Origin of the sequence: Micromonospora sp. NPDC005206 (genome assembly GCF_040608175.1) — a bacterium.
Taxonomy (GTDB): domain Bacteria; phylum Actinomycetota; class Actinomycetes; order Mycobacteriales; family Micromonosporaceae; genus Micromonospora.
Genome location: NZ_JBEXHU010000018.1, coordinates 93,963 through 109,105, shown reverse-complemented (window position 1 = coordinate 109,105; position 15,143 = coordinate 93,963). Strand labels below are relative to the sequence as shown.

The following is a 15,143-nucleotide window of genomic DNA, read 5'->3' as shown; positions in this document are numbered from 1 at the left end:
GGAGCGGACGCCGTGTCCCAACAGATGCACACCCGGTCCCCACGGCGAGCGCGCATCCGGCACTCTTGACTGCGTGCACTTTCCCCCGGGCATGGTCGCTGTGGCGGCGTTGAGCGGGCTCGTCGCCGTTGCCGCCGCCGCACTGCTGACCGTGGTCGTCCGGCGGCGCACCGGGCCCCGCCGCCCGGCGCACGTGCTGCTCGCCGCTGCCGCCGGCGTCGCCCTGCTCAGCCTCCTGGTCGGGGTGGCGACCGTGCTCGCCAGCAGCGAGCACTGGGCGCACGAGCAGGGGCAGCGCACCGGGTGGGCCACGGCGGTGGCGATCGGCACGGCGGTGAGCGGGCTGGCCTTCGCCGCCGGCCTGCTCCGACTGCCCGGGCTGGCGGCCACCGCGGCGGGGACCGCCCGGCTCGCCCTGGACGGGTTGATCATGGCCGCCGCGCTGTGGTTCGTCGGCTGGGTGCTCTTCTCCGAGCCCACCCGGCTGCTCGGCGCCGCCACTCCGATGGCGTGCCCGGCGATCCTGCTGGCCACGGTGAGCGCCGCGCTCGGCGCCGGGCTCAGCGTGATCGTCATCTTCCGGGCCGCCGCCCCGCGTCGGCGGCTCGCCGCGCTCGGCGCGGGCATCAGCGCGGTGGCCTGCGGCGGTCTGGGTCTCGCCGCCGGGCTCTGCCAGGCCGGACCGAACATGGCCCTGGCCGGCGCGGCGGTGCTCGCCGCCGGTCTGCTGACCGTCGCGCTCGCGGTGCACCGCGCCGACCGGCCGGGTCAGGTCGACCTGGACCTGATCGGTCGCGACGGCGAGTACGCGATCGCCCCGATGCTGGCGATGGCCGCCTCGGCGATGTACCACCTCCTCCAGGACGGCCGGTTCACCGCGGCGGGCGTCGTCGCCGGCAGCGTGGAGGGCTTCGCCCTGGTGGCCCGGCAGTACCTCACCCTCAAGGACGTCCGTAACTACGCCGGCCGGCTCGCCGAGCGGGAGGCGCACTTCCGCGAACTGGCACACACCGACCCGCTCACCGCGCTGGCCAACCGGCGAGGGCTGCTGCGCGCGCTGCACGACAGCGCCGCGGCGGGCACCCCGTGTGTGCTGCTCGGCCTGGACCTGGACGGCTTCAAGAACGTCAACGACATGCGTGGCCACGACGTGGGCGACGCCGTGCTCGCCGAGGTGGGCCGGCGGCTGCGCGGCAACCTGCGCCCCGGCGACGTGGCGGCCCGGCTCGGCGGCGACGAGTTCGCCGTGCTCATGGCGGGCCGGCCCGCAGACGCCAACCGGGTCGCCGAGCGGCTGCTCGGGGTGCTCAACCGGCCGTACGACCAGCCCGAAGGGCCCGTCTTCCTCTCGGTGAGCATCGGGGTGGCCGGGTGGGCCGGCGAGCCGGACGTGGAGTTGCTGCTGCGCCATGCCGACCTGGCGCTGCGCTACGCCAAGCAGCGCGGCAAGAACCGGATCGAGCGCTACGACGCCACGTACGACCAGCTGCTGCGTCGGCGCACCACGCTGGAGCACGAGTTGCGCGGCGCCATCGAACGCGACGAGTTGCGGCTGGCCTTCCAGCCGGTGGCCTCGCTGCCGTCGGTGCGGCCGGTCGGCGCCGAGGCGCTGCTCCGCTGGCACCACCCCGAGCTGGGTAACGTCCGCCCGGACGAGTTCATCCCGCTGGCCGAGGAGTGCGGCATGATCGCCACCCTCGGTGCCTGGGTGCTGCACCAGGCCTGCTATCAGCTCTCCCGCTGGCTGGCCGACGGGCACGACGTGTGGGTCTCGGTGAACGTCTCCCCACGCGAGCTGCACGCCCCGGAGTACGTGGTCCAGGTCGCCGAGGCGCTGCGCGCCCACCACGTGCCGCCGCAGCGGCTGGTCCTGGAGGTCACCGAGCACGCGGTCGCCACCGACCTGGACGAGCTGATCCGGCGGCTGACCGCGTTGCGGCTGACCGGTGTCCGGATCGCGCTGGACGACTTCGGCGCCGGCTACTCCTCACTGGGGCAGCTGCGCCGGCTGCCGATCGACATCCTGAAGATCGACCACAGTCTGGTCGCCGAGCACGAGCCGGTCCGCCCGGTCGGCGCGGACGGTCCGGCGTTCGCGCCGATGGTCGACATCGTCATGCGACTGGGCCACCAGCTGGGGCTGGAGGTGATCGCCGAGGGGGTGACCACCCCCACCGAGCTGGCCGCGGTGGTGGCCGCCGGCTGCCGGTTCGGCCAGGGCGCGCTCTTCGGCTGGGGCGTGCCCGCCGAGCACCTGGAGGCGATGCTGGAGGCGGCGACCTCGCCGGGTGCGAGGCCCACCCCGCTGCCCACACCACGCCGGGTTTCCGGGGGGTCCGGGCAGGTCATTCCGGTCGCCGAGGGCGCGTCGCCGCCCGACTCGCCGCGCTCCGTTAACCAACATGTGGGATCAGTTGACTCATCGCGTGAGATGCGTCAGGCTTAGCCACATGTCGTCGTACCGGTCGCGAGTACTTACCTGAGCGCACTCTCCCTCATCGAGAGTGCGCTGGCCCCGTGCATCTGCACGAGGGCCGTTTTTATTGCCATCGGAACCTGTCGGGGCGGGCCCGCCCGCGTCGCTTCGCTTGACAAGCCCCAGCCATTCCAGCCGAAGGCCAGAACCGCCATGACGAGACCCACGCCAGAGACCCTCGCCCACACCGCCCGGCGCGCCCGCGCCGCCGCCGAGCCGGGCGGCGACGTCGACTCCACCGCCGCGCGCGCCGCGGCCACCCCGGCCGTCCCGGCGGTACGGACACCCGCTCCGGCGCAGGTCTCCGGCGCCGGCTCGCTCGTGCGGTCCCTTGAGGCGCTCGGCGTGGACGTCGTCTTCGGCATCCCGGGCGGCGCGATCCTGCCGGCGTACGACCCGCTCTACGACTCCACCGTCCGGCACATCCTGGTCCGCCACGAGCAGGGCGCCGGTCATGCCGCCACCGGGTACGCGCAGGCCACCGGCAAGGTGGGCGTCTGCATCGCCACCTCCGGCCCGGGCGCGACCAACCTGGTCACCCCGATCGCCGACGCGTACATGGACTCGGTGGCGATGGTGGCGATCACCGGTCAGGTGGCCCGCCAGTCGATCGGCACGGACGCCTTCCAGGAGGCGGACATCCAGGGCATCACCCTGCCGATCACCAAGCACAACTTCCTCGTGCAGAGCGCCGAGGAGATCCCGCAGGTGCTGGCCGAGGCGTTCCACCTGGCCAGCACCGGCCGGCCCGGCCCGGTGCTGGTCGACATCCCCAAGGACGTGCTCCAGGCGCCGACCACCTTCGCCTGGCCGCCCACCCTCGACCTGCCCGGCTACCGGCCCACCCTGCACCCGCACGGCAAGCAGATCCGGGAGGCGGCCCGGCTGATGGCCGGCGCCCGCCGGCCGGTGCTCTACGTCGGTGGCGGGGTGCTCAAGGCCGGTGCCACCGACGGGCTGCGCCGGCTGGCCGAGCTGACCGGCATCCCGGTGGTCACCACGCTGATGGCGCTCGGCGCGTTCCCCGACTCGCATCCCCAGCACCTGGGGATGCCCGGCATGCACGGCACGGTCGCCGCGGTCTACGGCCTGCAGAAGGCGGATCTGATCGTCGCGCTGGGCGCGCGGTTCGACGACCGGGTCACCGGCAAGCTGGACTCGTTCGCCCCGGACGCGACCGTGGTGCACGCCGACATCGACCCCGCGGAGATCGGCAAGAACCGGCACGCGGACGTGCCGATCGTCGGCGACGCCCGGCACGTCATCGACGAGCTGATCGCGGCGGTGACCGTCGAACGTGCTGCCGGGCACGACAGCGACCTGGGCGACTGGTGGACCCAGCTCGACGACCTGCGCAACCGCTACCCGCTGGGCTACGACGAGCCGGCCGACGGCACGCTCTCCCCGCAGTACGTGATCAAGCGGCTGGGCGAGATCGTCGGCCCGGACGCGATCTACGTGGCCGGGGTGGGCCAGCACCAGATGTGGGCGTCGCAGTTCATCTCCTACGAGAAGCCGCAGACCTGGTTGAATTCCGGCGGGCTCGGCACGATGGGCTACGCGGTGCCGGCGGCGATGGGCGCCAAGGTCGGCAAGCCGGACGCGGTGGTCTGGGCGGTGGACGGCGACGGCTGCTTCCAGATGACCAACCAGGAGCTGGCCACCTGCGCGTTGGAGGGCATCCCGGTCAAGATCGCCGTGATCAACAACGGCAACCTCGGTATGGTCCGGCAGTGGCAGACGCTGTTCTACAACGAGCGTTACTCCAACACCGACCTCGGCACCCACAAGCACCGCATCCCCGACTTCGTGAAGCTCGCCGAGGCGTTGGGCTGCGTCGGGCTGCGCTGCGAGAACGCCGACGACGTTGACAAGACCATCGCCGCCGCCATGGAGATCAACGACGCCCCGGTGGTGATCGACTTCGTGGTCGGCAAGGACGCCATGGTCTGGCCGATGGTCGCCGCCGGCACCAGCAACGACGAGATCATGTTCGCCCGCGGCGTCCGCCCGGCCTTCGACGAGGATGACATCTGACATGAGTGAGCGAAGCGAACGAATCAGCAGGCTCAGTGCTGCGCGTCGTCAGGGCGCGACCGGGCGAAGCGAGGTCGTGGCATGACGATGCACACCCTGTCCGTGCTCGTGGAGAACAAGCCCGGCGTGCTCGCCCGGGTCTCCGGCCTGTTCTCCCGGCGCGGATTCAACATCGACAGCCTCGCCGTCGGTGAGACCGAGAACCCGGACGTCTCCCGGATCACCATCGTGGTCAACGCGGAGTCGTCCCCTCTGGAACAGGTCACCAAGCAGCTCAACAAACTGGTGAACGTGCTCAAGATCGTCGAGCTGGACCCGCAGGTCTCGGTCGCCCGGGAGTTGCTGCTGGTGAAGGTCCGCGCCGACCGGTCCGCGCGGACCCAGGTGCTGGAGACCGTCAACCTGTTCCGCGCCCGGGTGGTCGACGTGGCACCGGACACGCTGACCATCGAGGCCACCGGCACCCCGGACAAGCTCGACGCGCTGCTGCGCGACCTCGAGCCCTTCGGCATCAAGGAAATGGTCCAGTCCGGGCTGGTGGCGATCGGGCGCGGCTCGCGTTCGATCACCGCCGGTCCCGCGCTGCGGGCCGCCTGACCCATCCGCACAGACCACGACGGGCCGTCCGGGCCGTCGTACGAAAGGGAAGTCTCATGAGCGTTGAGGTGTACTACGACGACGATGCCGACCTCGGCCTGATCCAGGCCAAGAAGGTCGCGGTGATCGGCTACGGCAGCCAGGGCCACGCCCACGCGCTGTCGCTGCGCGACTCCGGCGTCGACGTGGTGATCGGTCTGCCGGAGGGCTCGAAGAGCCGTCCCAAGGCCGAGGAGCAGGGCCTGCGGGTCGTCACGCCGGCGCAGGCCGCCGCCGAGGCCGATGTGATCATGGTGCTCGCGCCGGACACCGCCCAGCGTGCCCTGTACACCGAGTCGATCGCCCCGCACCTCGCCCCGGGCAAGGCGATCTTCTTCGGCCACGGCTTCAACATCCGGTACGGGCTGATCAAGCCGCCGGCCGAGGTCGACGTGGCGATGGTCGCCCCGAAGGGCCCCGGCCACCTGGTCCGCCGCCAGTACGCCGACGGCAAGGGCGTGCCCTGCCTGGTCGCCGTCGAGCAGGACGCCAGCGGCAACGCGCTCGCGCTCGCCCTCGCATACGCCAAGGGGATCGGCGGCACGCGCGCCGGCGTGATCCGGACCACCTTCACCGAGGAGACCGAGACCGACCTCTTCGGCGAGCAGGCGGTGCTCTGCGGCGGCGCGGCGGCGCTGGTGCAGACCGGGTTCGAGGTGCTCACCGAGGCGGGCTACGCCCCCGAGGTGGCCTACTTCGAGTGCCTGCACGAGCTGAAGCTGATCGTCGACCTCATGTACGAGGGCGGCATCGCGAAGATGCGGTACAGCATCTCCGACACCGCCGAGTACGGCGACCTCTCCCGTGGCCCGCGGATCATCGACTCCCGGGTCAAGGACGAGATGCGCAAGATCCTCGGGGAGATCCAGTCCGGCGAGTTCGCCCGCGAGTGGGTTGCCGAGGACGAGGCGGGCCGGCCCAACTTCACCAAGTGGCAGGCCGAGGGTGCGGCGCACCCGATCGAGGAGACCGGCCGGAAGCTGCGCGGCATGATGAGCTGGGTCGACCGCCCGATCACCGAGACCGCCTGACGCCGCCGCGGGGCCGTCCGGTCGTCCTGACGCGGCCGGACGGCCCCGCGCGTCCAGCTTGTCGATGCTCACATGCTGGACCGAGTGACGCTGAGCACCGAGCCGGTGGCGTCGGCCGCCCGGGACATGTCCGTTGAGCGTGCGACCCGCCGGGCCCGGCAGCGATGACGGTCGGGTGAACGGGCGATGTCCGGCGTCCGCCCCGGCGTGTGAGGGCCCTCACCCCGAAGACCCGAACATGCCGACCAGCGGGGCCCCTACGATCGCGGGTAGGTGCGCAGCCGGCACCTGACGGCCACGGCACGGATCAGCGCAGGGCGCAGTGCGGCGCCTCGCCGCCCGCGCCGATCGTAAACACGACCTCTACGAGGACCGATGAATCCTGTCGTACTGATCGCCGAAGAACTCGCCCCCGCCGCCATCGAGGTGCTCGCCCACGACTTCGACGTCCGGCACGTCGACGGCACCGACCGTCCGGCCCTGCTCTCGGCGCTCTCCGAGGCCCACGCCGTCATCGTGCGCAGCGCGACCCAGATCGACGCCGAGGCGATCGCCGCCGCACCGCGACTCAAGGTGGTCGCCCGGGCGGGCGTCGGGCTGGACAACGTCGAGGTGCCGGCCGCGACCGCGCGGGGCGTCATGGTCGTCAACGCGCCCACCTCGAACATCGTCTCCGCCGCGGAGCAGGCCGTCGCTCTGCTCCTCGCCGTGGCCCGCAACACCGCCAGCGCCAGCGCCGCGCTCAAGGCGGGGGAGTGGAAGCGGTCGAAGTACACCGGCGTCGAGGTGCAGGGCAAGACCGTCGGCGTGGTCGGGCTCGGTCGCATCGGGGTGCTCTTCGCGCAGCGCATCGCCGCGTTCGGCACCCGGCTGATCGCGTACGACCCGTACATCCAGCCGGCCCGGGCGGCGCAGCTCGGCGTACGCCTGGTGGGCCTGGAGGAGTTGCTCCGGGAGAGCGACTTCATCTCCATCCACCTGCCGAAGACCCCCGAGACCGTGGGCCTGATCGGTGAGAAGGAACTGGCGATCGTCAAGCCGGGCGTGCGCATCGTCAACGCCGCCCGCGGCGGTCTGGTCGACGAGCAGGCGCTCGCGAACGCCATCGCCGAGGGCCGGGTCGCCGGCGCCGGCGTCGACGTCTACAGCAAGGAGCCCTGCACCTCCTCCCCGCTGTTCGCCTTCGACAACGTGGTGGCCACCCCGCACCTGGGTGCCTCGACGCACGAGGCGCAGGACAAGGCCGGCCTGGCGGTGGCCCGGAGCGTGAAGCTGGCGTTGCAGGGCGAGTTCGTCCCGGACGCGGTCAACGTGCAGGCCGGTGGCGTGGTCGCCGAGGACGTGCGGCCGCTGCTCCCGCTGGCCGAGAAGCTCGGCCGCGCCTTCACCGCGGTCGCCGGCGGCGTCGCCGCCAGCGTCACGGTCGAGGTCCGCGGCGAGATCGTCAGCCACGACGTGTCGGTGCTCAAGCTCGCCGCCACCAAGGGCATGTTCAGCTCGGTCGTCGAGGAGCAGGTCACCTACGTCAACGCCCCGCACCTGGCCGCCGAGCGTGGCGTCGAGGTCACCCTGGCCAGCCTGGCCGAGACGGCGGAGCAGCCCACCCTGGTCACGGTGCGTGGCGCGCTGCCGGACGGCCGGACGGTCAGCGTCTCCGGCACGGTCACCCACTCCGGCGCTCGCGACGTCCTGAAGCTGACCGAGGTGGACGGCTTCGACGTGGAGATCGGCGCGGAGGGCATCCTGCTCTTCCTGCGCTACGCCGACCGGCCCGGCGTCGTCGGCACCGTCGGCACCCTGCTCGGCGAGTCGGGCATCAACATCGCCGCGATGCAGGTGGCCCGGCGCGAGGCGGGTGGCGAGACGCTGATGACGCTCACCGTCGACCAGGCGCTCGGCGCGGACCTGCTCACCTCGGCGGCCGACTCGATCGGCGCGACGGCGGCCAGCGCGGCGGACCTGCGCGACGAGTAGTCACGGCAGCACCACGGGGGGCCCGGCGATCCGCTGGGCCCCTTTGTCGTACCCGGGCTCGGGTGGTCCTGCCGCCCGCCCGGGTCAGCCGGGCAGCCGGGCCGGGGGCGGGTAGACCGAGCCGTCCTGCGGGTCGAACAGCATCAGCCCGTGCTCGCCGGCCAGCCGTTCGATGTCCAGCAGCACCTGGTCCGCGCAGGTCGGATGCAGGTTCAGCTCGACATGGTCGTGGGCGGCGTGCAGTGGCGCCACCGCCCACGGGCTGTCCGGGCCGGGGTGCCGGTCCGGGTACGAGGCGGTGATCGCCCGGTAGAAGGCCACCACTCGGGGGTCCGGGTAACGGTCCACGTGCCGCCCCTGCCGGCAACCCTCGACCGCGGCCCGCACGTCCTCGGGCGTCGCCCCGTCCTCCAGGGCCCACACGCTCAGATCGAAACTCACGGCGGACAGCGTGCCATCCGTCGTTCACCATGTCGAAACTGCCTCGCCGCAGGCCAATCACTGATCTGCCACGCTCCGGCCGCGACGGTCCGCTGTGGAGACTCTTGCGTCGAGTTGCGTCGATTCGCTAGCGTACCGACTGCGGTCACTGGCCGAGTTCGCGGCGTCGGCCCGTCTTCGGGTGGCGCGGTCGACGTCCGGCCCCGACCGGTCCGCACCCCTCGATTGTGCGAGCCACGCGCACTCGTCGCTGACCGGCCCCCACGGCCGTTGCCGAGGCTGTGGGGGCCGATCGCAGCCCGACCGGCCGAGGTGCCAACCGGGCCGGAGCACCGCGGGGAGGCGGGCTCGGTGCGACGACGTCCCGCTCAGCGCCGGTGGGCGAAGAGCGCGCGATAGTCGGAGCCGCCGCGGAACCAGGCCAGCCCGGTGGGGCCGGCGGCGTAGAGCGCGGTGGCGTAGGCGTCGGCCACGGTCAGGTCGGGGCCGACAACCGTGGCGGCGACGAGGTGGTTGGCCGGCTCGCCGGTGTGCGGGTCCACCACGTGCCCCTGTCGTCCGGTCACCCCGGAGGTGCCGACGGCGCCGGCGGTCATCTCCAGCAGCAGCGGCGCGCGTTCGGGCGCGGTCGGGTGGTGCACCGCCACCCGCCACGGCCCGCCGTGCGGCGCCCGGCCGCGGACCACCAGGTCGGCGCCGGTGAGCACGGCGTAGTCGTGGATGCCCGCGGCGCGCAGGCGGGCGGCCGCGCGCTCCACCGCCCAGCCGCCGAGCAGGCCGCCCGGGTCGAAGCCGCCCGGCACCGACCAGGCGTCGAACCACCCGTCGGTGGCGGCGCGCATCGCCGTGCAGCGGTCCACCAGGTCGGCCAGCGGGGGGTACGAGTCGGGACTGATCTCGCCACGACGCAGCCTGGAGACCAGGCTCTCCGGCCGGTTCGGGCCGTAGGTGAGGTCGATGGCGCGTAGCTCCGCGACGCTGTCCCGCAGTGCCTCGCCGACGCCCCGGCGGCCGAGCCGCTCGGGGGCGTTGAGCAGCAGCGTGTACTCGGCGGTCGGGGTGCGCACGGTGTGCTGCACCGCGATCCGGCCCTGGCTGGCGGCCGCCGGGTCGATCCGCTGCCGCCGGCTGCCGAGCCGGAGGTCCGGCCGGCGGTTCCGGAACGCCGACGGGTCCGGCCAGCGGGTCCGCGGCTGCTCGTCGATGCGCATGGCATCTGCCCCCTCGCAGTTGGGGTCGCGTCGTCGGTGACCCCCGGTTCGCAGGCCCCCGTGACCCGCTGATCCCCACGGTAGGCAGCGGAGATGACCGCCACATGAGTCCCGCCTGAGAGGGTGCTGTGTATCCGTCCTTCCCACATCGTGGAAGCTGCGTACCGGGAGGCGGGACGGAGACGTACCGTTGCGGCGACGGTGCAGTCGAACAGAGGAGTGCGGGCGTGGCGCGGATCGCGGTGGTGGCCGGGGACGGCATCGGGCCCGAGGTGGTCGCGCAGGCCCGCAAGGTCCTCGACGCCGTGCTGCCCGGCGTGCAGGCCACCGAGTACGACCTCGGCGCGGCCCGCTGGCACCGTACCGGAGAGGTGCTGCCCGACTCGGTGCTGACGGAGTTGGCCGGCCACGACGCGATCCTGCTCGGCGCGGTCGGCGACCCGACCGTCCCGCCGGGAGTGCTGGAGCGGGGGCTGCTGCTCAAGCTCCGGTTCGCCTTCGACCAGTACGTCAACCTGCGCCCGTCCCGGCTCTGGCCCGGGGTCGCCGGCCCGCTGGGCAACGTCAAGCCGGGTGAGGTCGACCTCGTAGTGGTGCGTGAGGGCACCGAGGGGCTCTACGCCGGAGCCGGCGGCTCGCTGCACCGCGACACACCCGCCGAGGTCGCCACCGAGGAGAGCCTGAACACCCGGCACGGCGTGGAGCGGGTGATCCGCGACGCGTTCGCCCGGGCCGGCCGCCGGGAGCGGCGCAAGGTCACCCTGGTGCACAAGACCAACGTGCTCACCCACGCCGGTTCGCTCTGGGCGCGGGCCTTCGACGCGGTCGCCGCCGAGCACCCGGACATCGCCACCGAGTACCAGCACGTCGACGCGGCCGCGATGTTCCTCGTCACCCAGCCGCAGCGCTACGACGTGGTGGTCACCGACAACCTGTTCGGCGACATCCTCACCGACATCGCCGCCGCGGTCACCGGTGGGATCGGGTTGGCCGCCAGCGGCTGCATCAACCCCGAGGGGGCGTACCCCTCCATGTTCGAGCCGGTGCACGGCTCGGCGCCGGACATCGCCGGGCAGGGCATCGCCGACCCGGTCGCCGCGGTGCTCTCCGCCGCGCTGCTGCTGGAGCAGCTCGGGCACGCGGAGGCCGCGGCCCGGGTCAACGCGGCGGTCGCCGCCGAGCTGGCCGGCCGGACGCCGGGTGTGGCGCTGCGTACCGCCGAGGTCGGCGACCGGCTCGCCGCACACGCCGTAGCCTGAGCCGCCCACGGCCGCGCGCCGGTCGGTCCGGCGAGGAGCCATCCGGGGTCGTCCATGCCCCGGGCGGCGCTACCCGCTGAACGACCGTTCGGGGTAAGTTTCTGGCACAGCCATGTCGGTGTGCGATCCCGCATGCCGTTGTCCCGCAGGGAGGTCAGCGCGATGAGCGGTGGTGACAAGCTCGACTTCGAGATCCGTCCGAATCCCGCGCCGGTATCCGCCACCGACCGGGCCGCCCTGCTGGTCAACCCCGGGTTCGGCCGGGTCTTCACCGACCACATGGTCACCGTCCGGTACGCCGACGGCAAGGGCTGGTACGACGCCCGGGTGGAGGCGCGCGGGCCGATCCCGATGGACCCGGCCAGCGCGGTGCTGCACTACGCGCAGGAGATCTTCGAGGGGCTGAAGGCGTACCGGACCGCCGACGGTGGCGTGACCATGTTCCGGCCGGACGCCAACGCCGCCCGGTTCGCCGCCTCGGCGCAGCGGATGGCGATGCCGACGCTGCCGGCCGAGGTCTTCATCGACTCGCTGCACAAGCTCATCGAGGTCGACCGGGAGTGGATCCCGACCGGCGCGGACGGCAGTCTCTACCTGCGGCCGTTCATGTTCGCCAGCGAGGTCTTCCTCGGTGTCCGCCCGGCCAACGAATACCTCTACATGGTGATCGCCTCGCCGGTCGGGGCGTACTTCAGCGGCGGCGTCAAGCCGGTCACCGTCTGGGTCTCGCCGGACTACACCCGGGCCGCGCCCGGTGGCACCGGTGCCGCCAAGTGCGGTGGCAACTATGCCGCGTCACTGGCGGCCCAGGCCGAGGCCATCGAGGCCGGCTGCGACCAGGTGGTCTTCCTGGACGCGGTGGAGCGCCGCTTCGTCGACGAGCTGGGCGGCATGAACGTCTTCTTCGTCTACGACGACGACACGGTGGTCACCCCGCCGCTGACCGGCACGATCCTGCCGGGCATCACCCGGGACGCGGTCCTCACGCTGGCCGGCGCGGCCGGGCACCGGGTCGAGGAGCGGCCGGTCACCTTCGCCGACTGGCAGGCCGACGCGGCCAGCGGCCGGCTCCGCGAGGTCTTCGCCTGCGGCACCGCCGCCGTGATCACCCCGATCGGCGGGGTCCGCTTCCCCGACGGCGAGTTCCTGATCGGCGGCGGCGAACCGGGCCGGGTCACGATGGCGCTGCGCCAACAGCTCGTCGACATCCAGCGTGGCGAGGCCACCGACCCGCAGGGCTGGGTGCACCGGGTCCTCTGACGCCTCCGCCCTAGTCGAGCAGGTGGTCGCGGAGGGTGGTGAGTTGCGCGTCGGTCACCCCGGCGTGGCGTAGGTAGCCTTCCACCGAGCCGTACCCCTCGCGCAGCTCGGCGAGGAAGAGCTCCATCGTCTCGGCGGGCGAGGCCAGGAACGGTGCCGGCACGTCCCCCACAACCACGTTGTTGGCGGCCAGCCAGGCACTGAACCGGGCGGACGCCTCGGTGCTGAGGGCGTAGTCCGCGACGATGTCGGTGTCGTCGACGCCCAGCACGGCGAGGGTCAGCGCGCACACGATGCCGGTGCGGTCCTTGCCGGCCACGCAGTGCACCACCACCGGGGCGTTGGCCGAGTCGGCGATCAACCCGATCGCCTCGGCCAACCCGCCGGTGCCGGTCTGTGCGAGGGCGGCGTACCGGTCCGCGAGGTAGCGCGCCAGGCTGTCGCCCTCGCGGTACGGCTGCTCGCCCCACTCCGCGTGCTCCGGGTGGATGTTCCGGTAGGTCAGCCCCTGGTACGACGGCACCCGGCCGTCCCGTTCCACCTCGTGCGGGCGGCGCAGGTCGATGACGGTGCGGATGCCGATCGCGGCGAACGCGTCCCGGTCGTTCTCGTTGAGGCGGTGCAGTGAGTCCGAGCGGTAGAGCCGTCCCCGGCGCACGGTGCGGCCGTCGTGACCGGGGTAGCCACCGACGTCGCGGAAGTTGAAGGTCGCGGGCAGCGAGATGTTTCGGTTGTCCTCGATGGCGTCCACGCTGACACGGTAACGGCCGGTGGGACAAGGCCCCACCGGCCGTCGGGTCCGATCGGCTACCGCCCGGTGCCGGGCGGGAGTGCGCCGTATGTCTCGTCGTAGTAGCCACCCAGCTGGTTGCGGTAGTGCGGGTCGCTGTGGCTGGTCTCGTCGTACTCCGGGGCGGCCTTGATCTGGTCGCGGGTCCGGTCCACGGAGACGGTGCGCTGGTCGTGGTCGACCTGGTTGACCGTGCCGGCCGGCAGCATCACCTTCTTGCCGAAGATCCACGGGCCGGTGTCCACCACCAGGTAGCTGCCGTCCACCTCGTGGCTGGCGCTGTCGATCTTGCCGATCCCACCGTCGGTGGCCTCGACCGCGTAGCCGACCAGGTCGGCGTCGGCCACCCCGGCCTGGTCGCGGTAGCGCCAGGGGTCGAAGGCGCCGGCCGGGGCGCCCCCGGGCACGGTGCCCTGGTCGCCTCCGCGCAGCGGCTCCGGCGCGGCGTGCGTCGCGTGCGGGTCGATCCTGTCCATGCCGTTCACTCCTGACTGTCGCCGATGCGCACGGCGTAGGTGAGTGCGTCCCCGCAGGAGCTACCCGGTCGCCGGGGGCCGGAAACGGCGACGGGCCGACGCCGCGGTGCGGCGTCGGCCCGTCGGGGCGTACCTGCTCAGGCCAGCGCGGCCTCGGCGTCCAGGGTGACCGCCGCGGCGTGCACCACGGCGGAGATTCGCAGCGCCTCGTGCACCTGCTCCCGGGTGAAGCCGCTGCCGCGCAGCGTCTTCTCGTGCGACTCGAGGCACACCCCGCAGCCGGTGATCGCCGACACGGCGAGGCACCAGAGCTCGAAGTCGCCCTTGTCCACCCCCGGCCGGGCGATGATCTGCATCCGCAGCCGGGCCGGCATCGAGGCGTACTGCTCGTCGCCGATGAGGTGCTTGGCCCGGTAGTAGACGTTGTTCATCGCCATGATGGCCGCGGCGCCCTTGGCCGCCTCGACACCCTCCGGCATGAGGTGACCGAGCGCCTCGGCGGCGATCTCGCGCAGCACCATCGGGTTGCGGGCGGCCACCGCGCAGGCCAGCGCGGTGCCCCAGGCCTGCACCGGGGTCAGCGTCGAGGTGCCGACGGTGGAGCCCAGGTTGAGCTTGATGTCCTTGGCGTACTCGGGCAGGGCCGCCTTGATCGCGTCCAGACCCATGGTCAGGCTCCGGCGCCGGCGAGGAGCGCGCTGGCGTCGAGGGTCTCGCCGCCCTTGTTCCAGTTGCACGGGCACAGCTCGTCGGTCTGCAGCGCGTCGAGCACCCGCAGCACCTCGGAGACGTTGCGGCCGACCGAGCCGGCGGTCACCATGGCGAACTGGATCTCGTTGTTCGGGTCGATGATGAAGGTCGCCCGCTGGGCCACGCCGTCCTCGCCGAGCACGCCGCAGGCGGCGGCCAGCTCACGCTTGATGTCGCTGAGCATCGGGAAGGGCAGCTCCCGCAGGTCCGGGTGGTCCTTGCGCCACGCGTAGTGGACGTACTCGTTGTCCACCGACGCCCCCAGGACCTGCGCGTCCCGGTCGGCGAACTCGCCGTTGAGCCGGCCGAACTCGGCGATCTCCGTCGGGCAGATGAAGGTGAAGTCCTTCGGCCAGAAGAAGACCACCCGCCACTTTCCCTCGTGGGACTTGTGGTTGAGCGTCTCGAACGCCTTGTCGGCGTCCAGCGACACACAGGCGGTGAGTTCGTACTCGGGGAAGCGGTCACCGACAGTGAGCAAGGGTCCTCCTTGGGAGCGGCACAGGGCCCGATAACTGGATCGGTTCCAGATGCTTCCGTAGGCGAGTTTTCGCCGGTGGGCGGGCAGGTGACTTGTGAAGCCGATCACGAGCGGGGGGTTGTGCCCGAGACCGGAGGAGGGTCCGGGTCGGCCAACGGTGCGTCACCATCCCGCGATGTGGACTGTTCCTCCCAAAATCAGGGGAGCGGTGGCAGAGTAGCGATCGTGACCAGCACCGCCCTGATTATTGCGACCTAGCGCGCCGGCCCTCCCTCCGCCGAGCGCGCAGACCTCCCGCAGCCGCGGGGGGTCTTTTTGTTG

13 protein-coding genes are annotated in these 15,143 nt (G+C 72.4%); 7 read left to right on the top strand and 6 right to left on the bottom strand.

Translation table 11 applies throughout. From position 1 onward, the window contains the following. The first annotated feature begins 73 nt into the window (after positions 1-73). The 5 genes from ABZU69_RS26305 (at position 74) to serA (ending at position 8,154) form a co-directional block, all read left to right on the top strand. Positions 74-2,446 carry an EAL domain-containing protein gene (locus ABZU69_RS26305; RefSeq protein WP_354966994.1) on the top strand — a complete coding sequence of 791 codons (2,373 nt, stop codon included), beginning with the start codon at positions 74-76 and terminating at the stop codon, positions 2,444-2,446. A gap of 183 nt (positions 2,447-2,629) precedes the next feature. Next, a complete protein-coding gene (locus tag ABZU69_RS26300) occupies positions 2,630-4,513 on the top strand; it encodes an acetolactate synthase large subunit (RefSeq protein ID WP_354966993.1) in 1,884 nt (627 codons plus the stop codon). A gap of 81 nt (positions 4,514-4,594) precedes the next feature. Continuing rightward, a complete protein-coding gene (gene ilvN, locus ABZU69_RS26295; RefSeq protein WP_089017348.1) occupies positions 4,595-5,110 on the top strand; it encodes an acetolactate synthase small subunit in 516 nt (171 codons plus the stop codon). Positions 5,111-5,166: 56 nt separating this feature from the next. Beyond that, positions 5,167-6,180, top strand: coding sequence for a ketol-acid reductoisomerase (gene ilvC, locus ABZU69_RS26290; protein WP_354966992.1), 1,014 nt, complete (start codon positions 5,167-5,169; stop codon positions 6,178-6,180). A gap of 375 nt (positions 6,181-6,555) precedes the next feature. Continuing rightward, a complete protein-coding gene (serA, locus tag ABZU69_RS26285) occupies positions 6,556-8,154 on the top strand; it encodes a phosphoglycerate dehydrogenase (RefSeq protein WP_354966991.1) in 1,599 nt (532 codons plus the stop codon). 84 nt (positions 8,155-8,238) lie between these two features. Here serA and ABZU69_RS26280 read toward each other — a convergent pair whose 3' ends face one another. Both ABZU69_RS26280 and ABZU69_RS26275 read right to left on the bottom strand, forming a co-directional pair. Beyond that, the gene (locus tag ABZU69_RS26280; protein WP_089017345.1) at positions 8,239-8,595 is read right to left on the bottom strand and encodes a hypothetical protein; all 357 of its coding nucleotides are present in this window, start codon (positions 8,593-8,595) and stop codon (positions 8,239-8,241) included. Positions 8,596-8,963: 368 nt separating this feature from the next. Continuing rightward, complete coding sequence (locus ABZU69_RS26275) at positions 8,964-9,806, bottom strand: FAD:protein FMN transferase (RefSeq protein WP_354966990.1); 843 nt, start codon at positions 9,804-9,806, stop codon at positions 8,964-8,966. Positions 9,807-10,033: 227 nt separating this feature from the next. Between ABZU69_RS26275 and ABZU69_RS26270 the strand changes: the two genes are divergently transcribed. Continuing rightward, on the top strand, positions 10,034-11,065 hold the full coding sequence (locus ABZU69_RS26270) for a 3-isopropylmalate dehydrogenase (protein WP_354966989.1): 1,032 nt from the start codon (positions 10,034-10,036) through the stop codon (positions 11,063-11,065). Between the two features lie 162 nt (positions 11,066-11,227). Beyond that, positions 11,228-12,325, top strand: coding sequence for a branched-chain amino acid aminotransferase (locus ABZU69_RS26265; RefSeq protein WP_354966988.1), 1,098 nt, complete (start codon positions 11,228-11,230; stop codon positions 12,323-12,325). Between the two features lie 10 nt (positions 12,326-12,335). Here ABZU69_RS26265 and ABZU69_RS26260 read toward each other — a convergent pair whose 3' ends face one another. From ABZU69_RS26260 to ABZU69_RS26245, 4 genes are all read right to left on the bottom strand, one after another. Further along, a complete protein-coding gene (locus ABZU69_RS26260; RefSeq protein WP_354966987.1) occupies positions 12,336-13,076 on the bottom strand; it encodes a tyrosine-protein phosphatase in 741 nt (246 codons plus the stop codon). Positions 13,077-13,132: 56 nt separating this feature from the next. Further along, positions 13,133-13,591, bottom strand: coding sequence for a PRC-barrel domain containing protein (locus ABZU69_RS26255; protein WP_354966986.1), 459 nt, complete (start codon positions 13,589-13,591; stop codon positions 13,133-13,135). Between the two features lie 137 nt (positions 13,592-13,728). Further along, entirely contained in the window at positions 13,729-14,259 is a 531-nt protein-coding gene (locus ABZU69_RS26250) for a carboxymuconolactone decarboxylase family protein (RefSeq protein ID WP_354966985.1), read from the bottom strand. A gap of 2 nt (positions 14,260-14,261) precedes the next feature. Further along, positions 14,262-14,822: a peroxiredoxin gene (locus ABZU69_RS26245; protein WP_089017338.1), complete on the bottom strand. Its 561-nt coding sequence runs from the start codon at positions 14,820-14,822 to the stop codon at positions 14,262-14,264. Positions 14,823-15,143: the final 321 nt, after the last annotated feature.

Excerpts from the sequence above, each read along its gene's own strand:
- ABZU69_RS26300 (WP_354966993.1), top strand. The coding sequence starts at position 2,630 with ATGACGAGACCCACGCCAGAGACCCTCGCCCACACCGCCCGGCGCGCC.
- ilvN (WP_089017348.1), top strand. The coding sequence starts at position 4,595 with ATGACGATGCACACCCTGTCCGTGCTCGTGGAGAACAAGCCCGGCGTG.
- ilvC (WP_354966992.1), top strand. The coding sequence starts at position 5,167 with ATGAGCGTTGAGGTGTACTACGACGACGATGCCGACCTCGGCCTGATC.
- serA (WP_354966991.1), top strand. The coding sequence starts at position 6,556 with ATGAATCCTGTCGTACTGATCGCCGAAGAACTCGCCCCCGCCGCCATC.
- ABZU69_RS26275 (WP_354966990.1), bottom strand. The coding sequence starts at position 9,806 with ATGCGCATCGACGAGCAGCCGCGGACCCGCTGGCCGGACCCGTCGGCG.
- ABZU69_RS26265 (WP_354966988.1), top strand. The coding sequence starts at position 11,228 with ATGAGCGGTGGTGACAAGCTCGACTTCGAGATCCGTCCGAATCCCGCG.
- ABZU69_RS26255 (WP_354966986.1), bottom strand. The coding sequence starts at position 13,591 with ATGGACAGGATCGACCCGCACGCGACGCACGCCGCGCCGGAGCCGCTG.
- ABZU69_RS26250 (WP_354966985.1), bottom strand. The coding sequence starts at position 14,259 with ATGGGTCTGGACGCGATCAAGGCGGCCCTGCCCGAGTACGCCAAGGAC.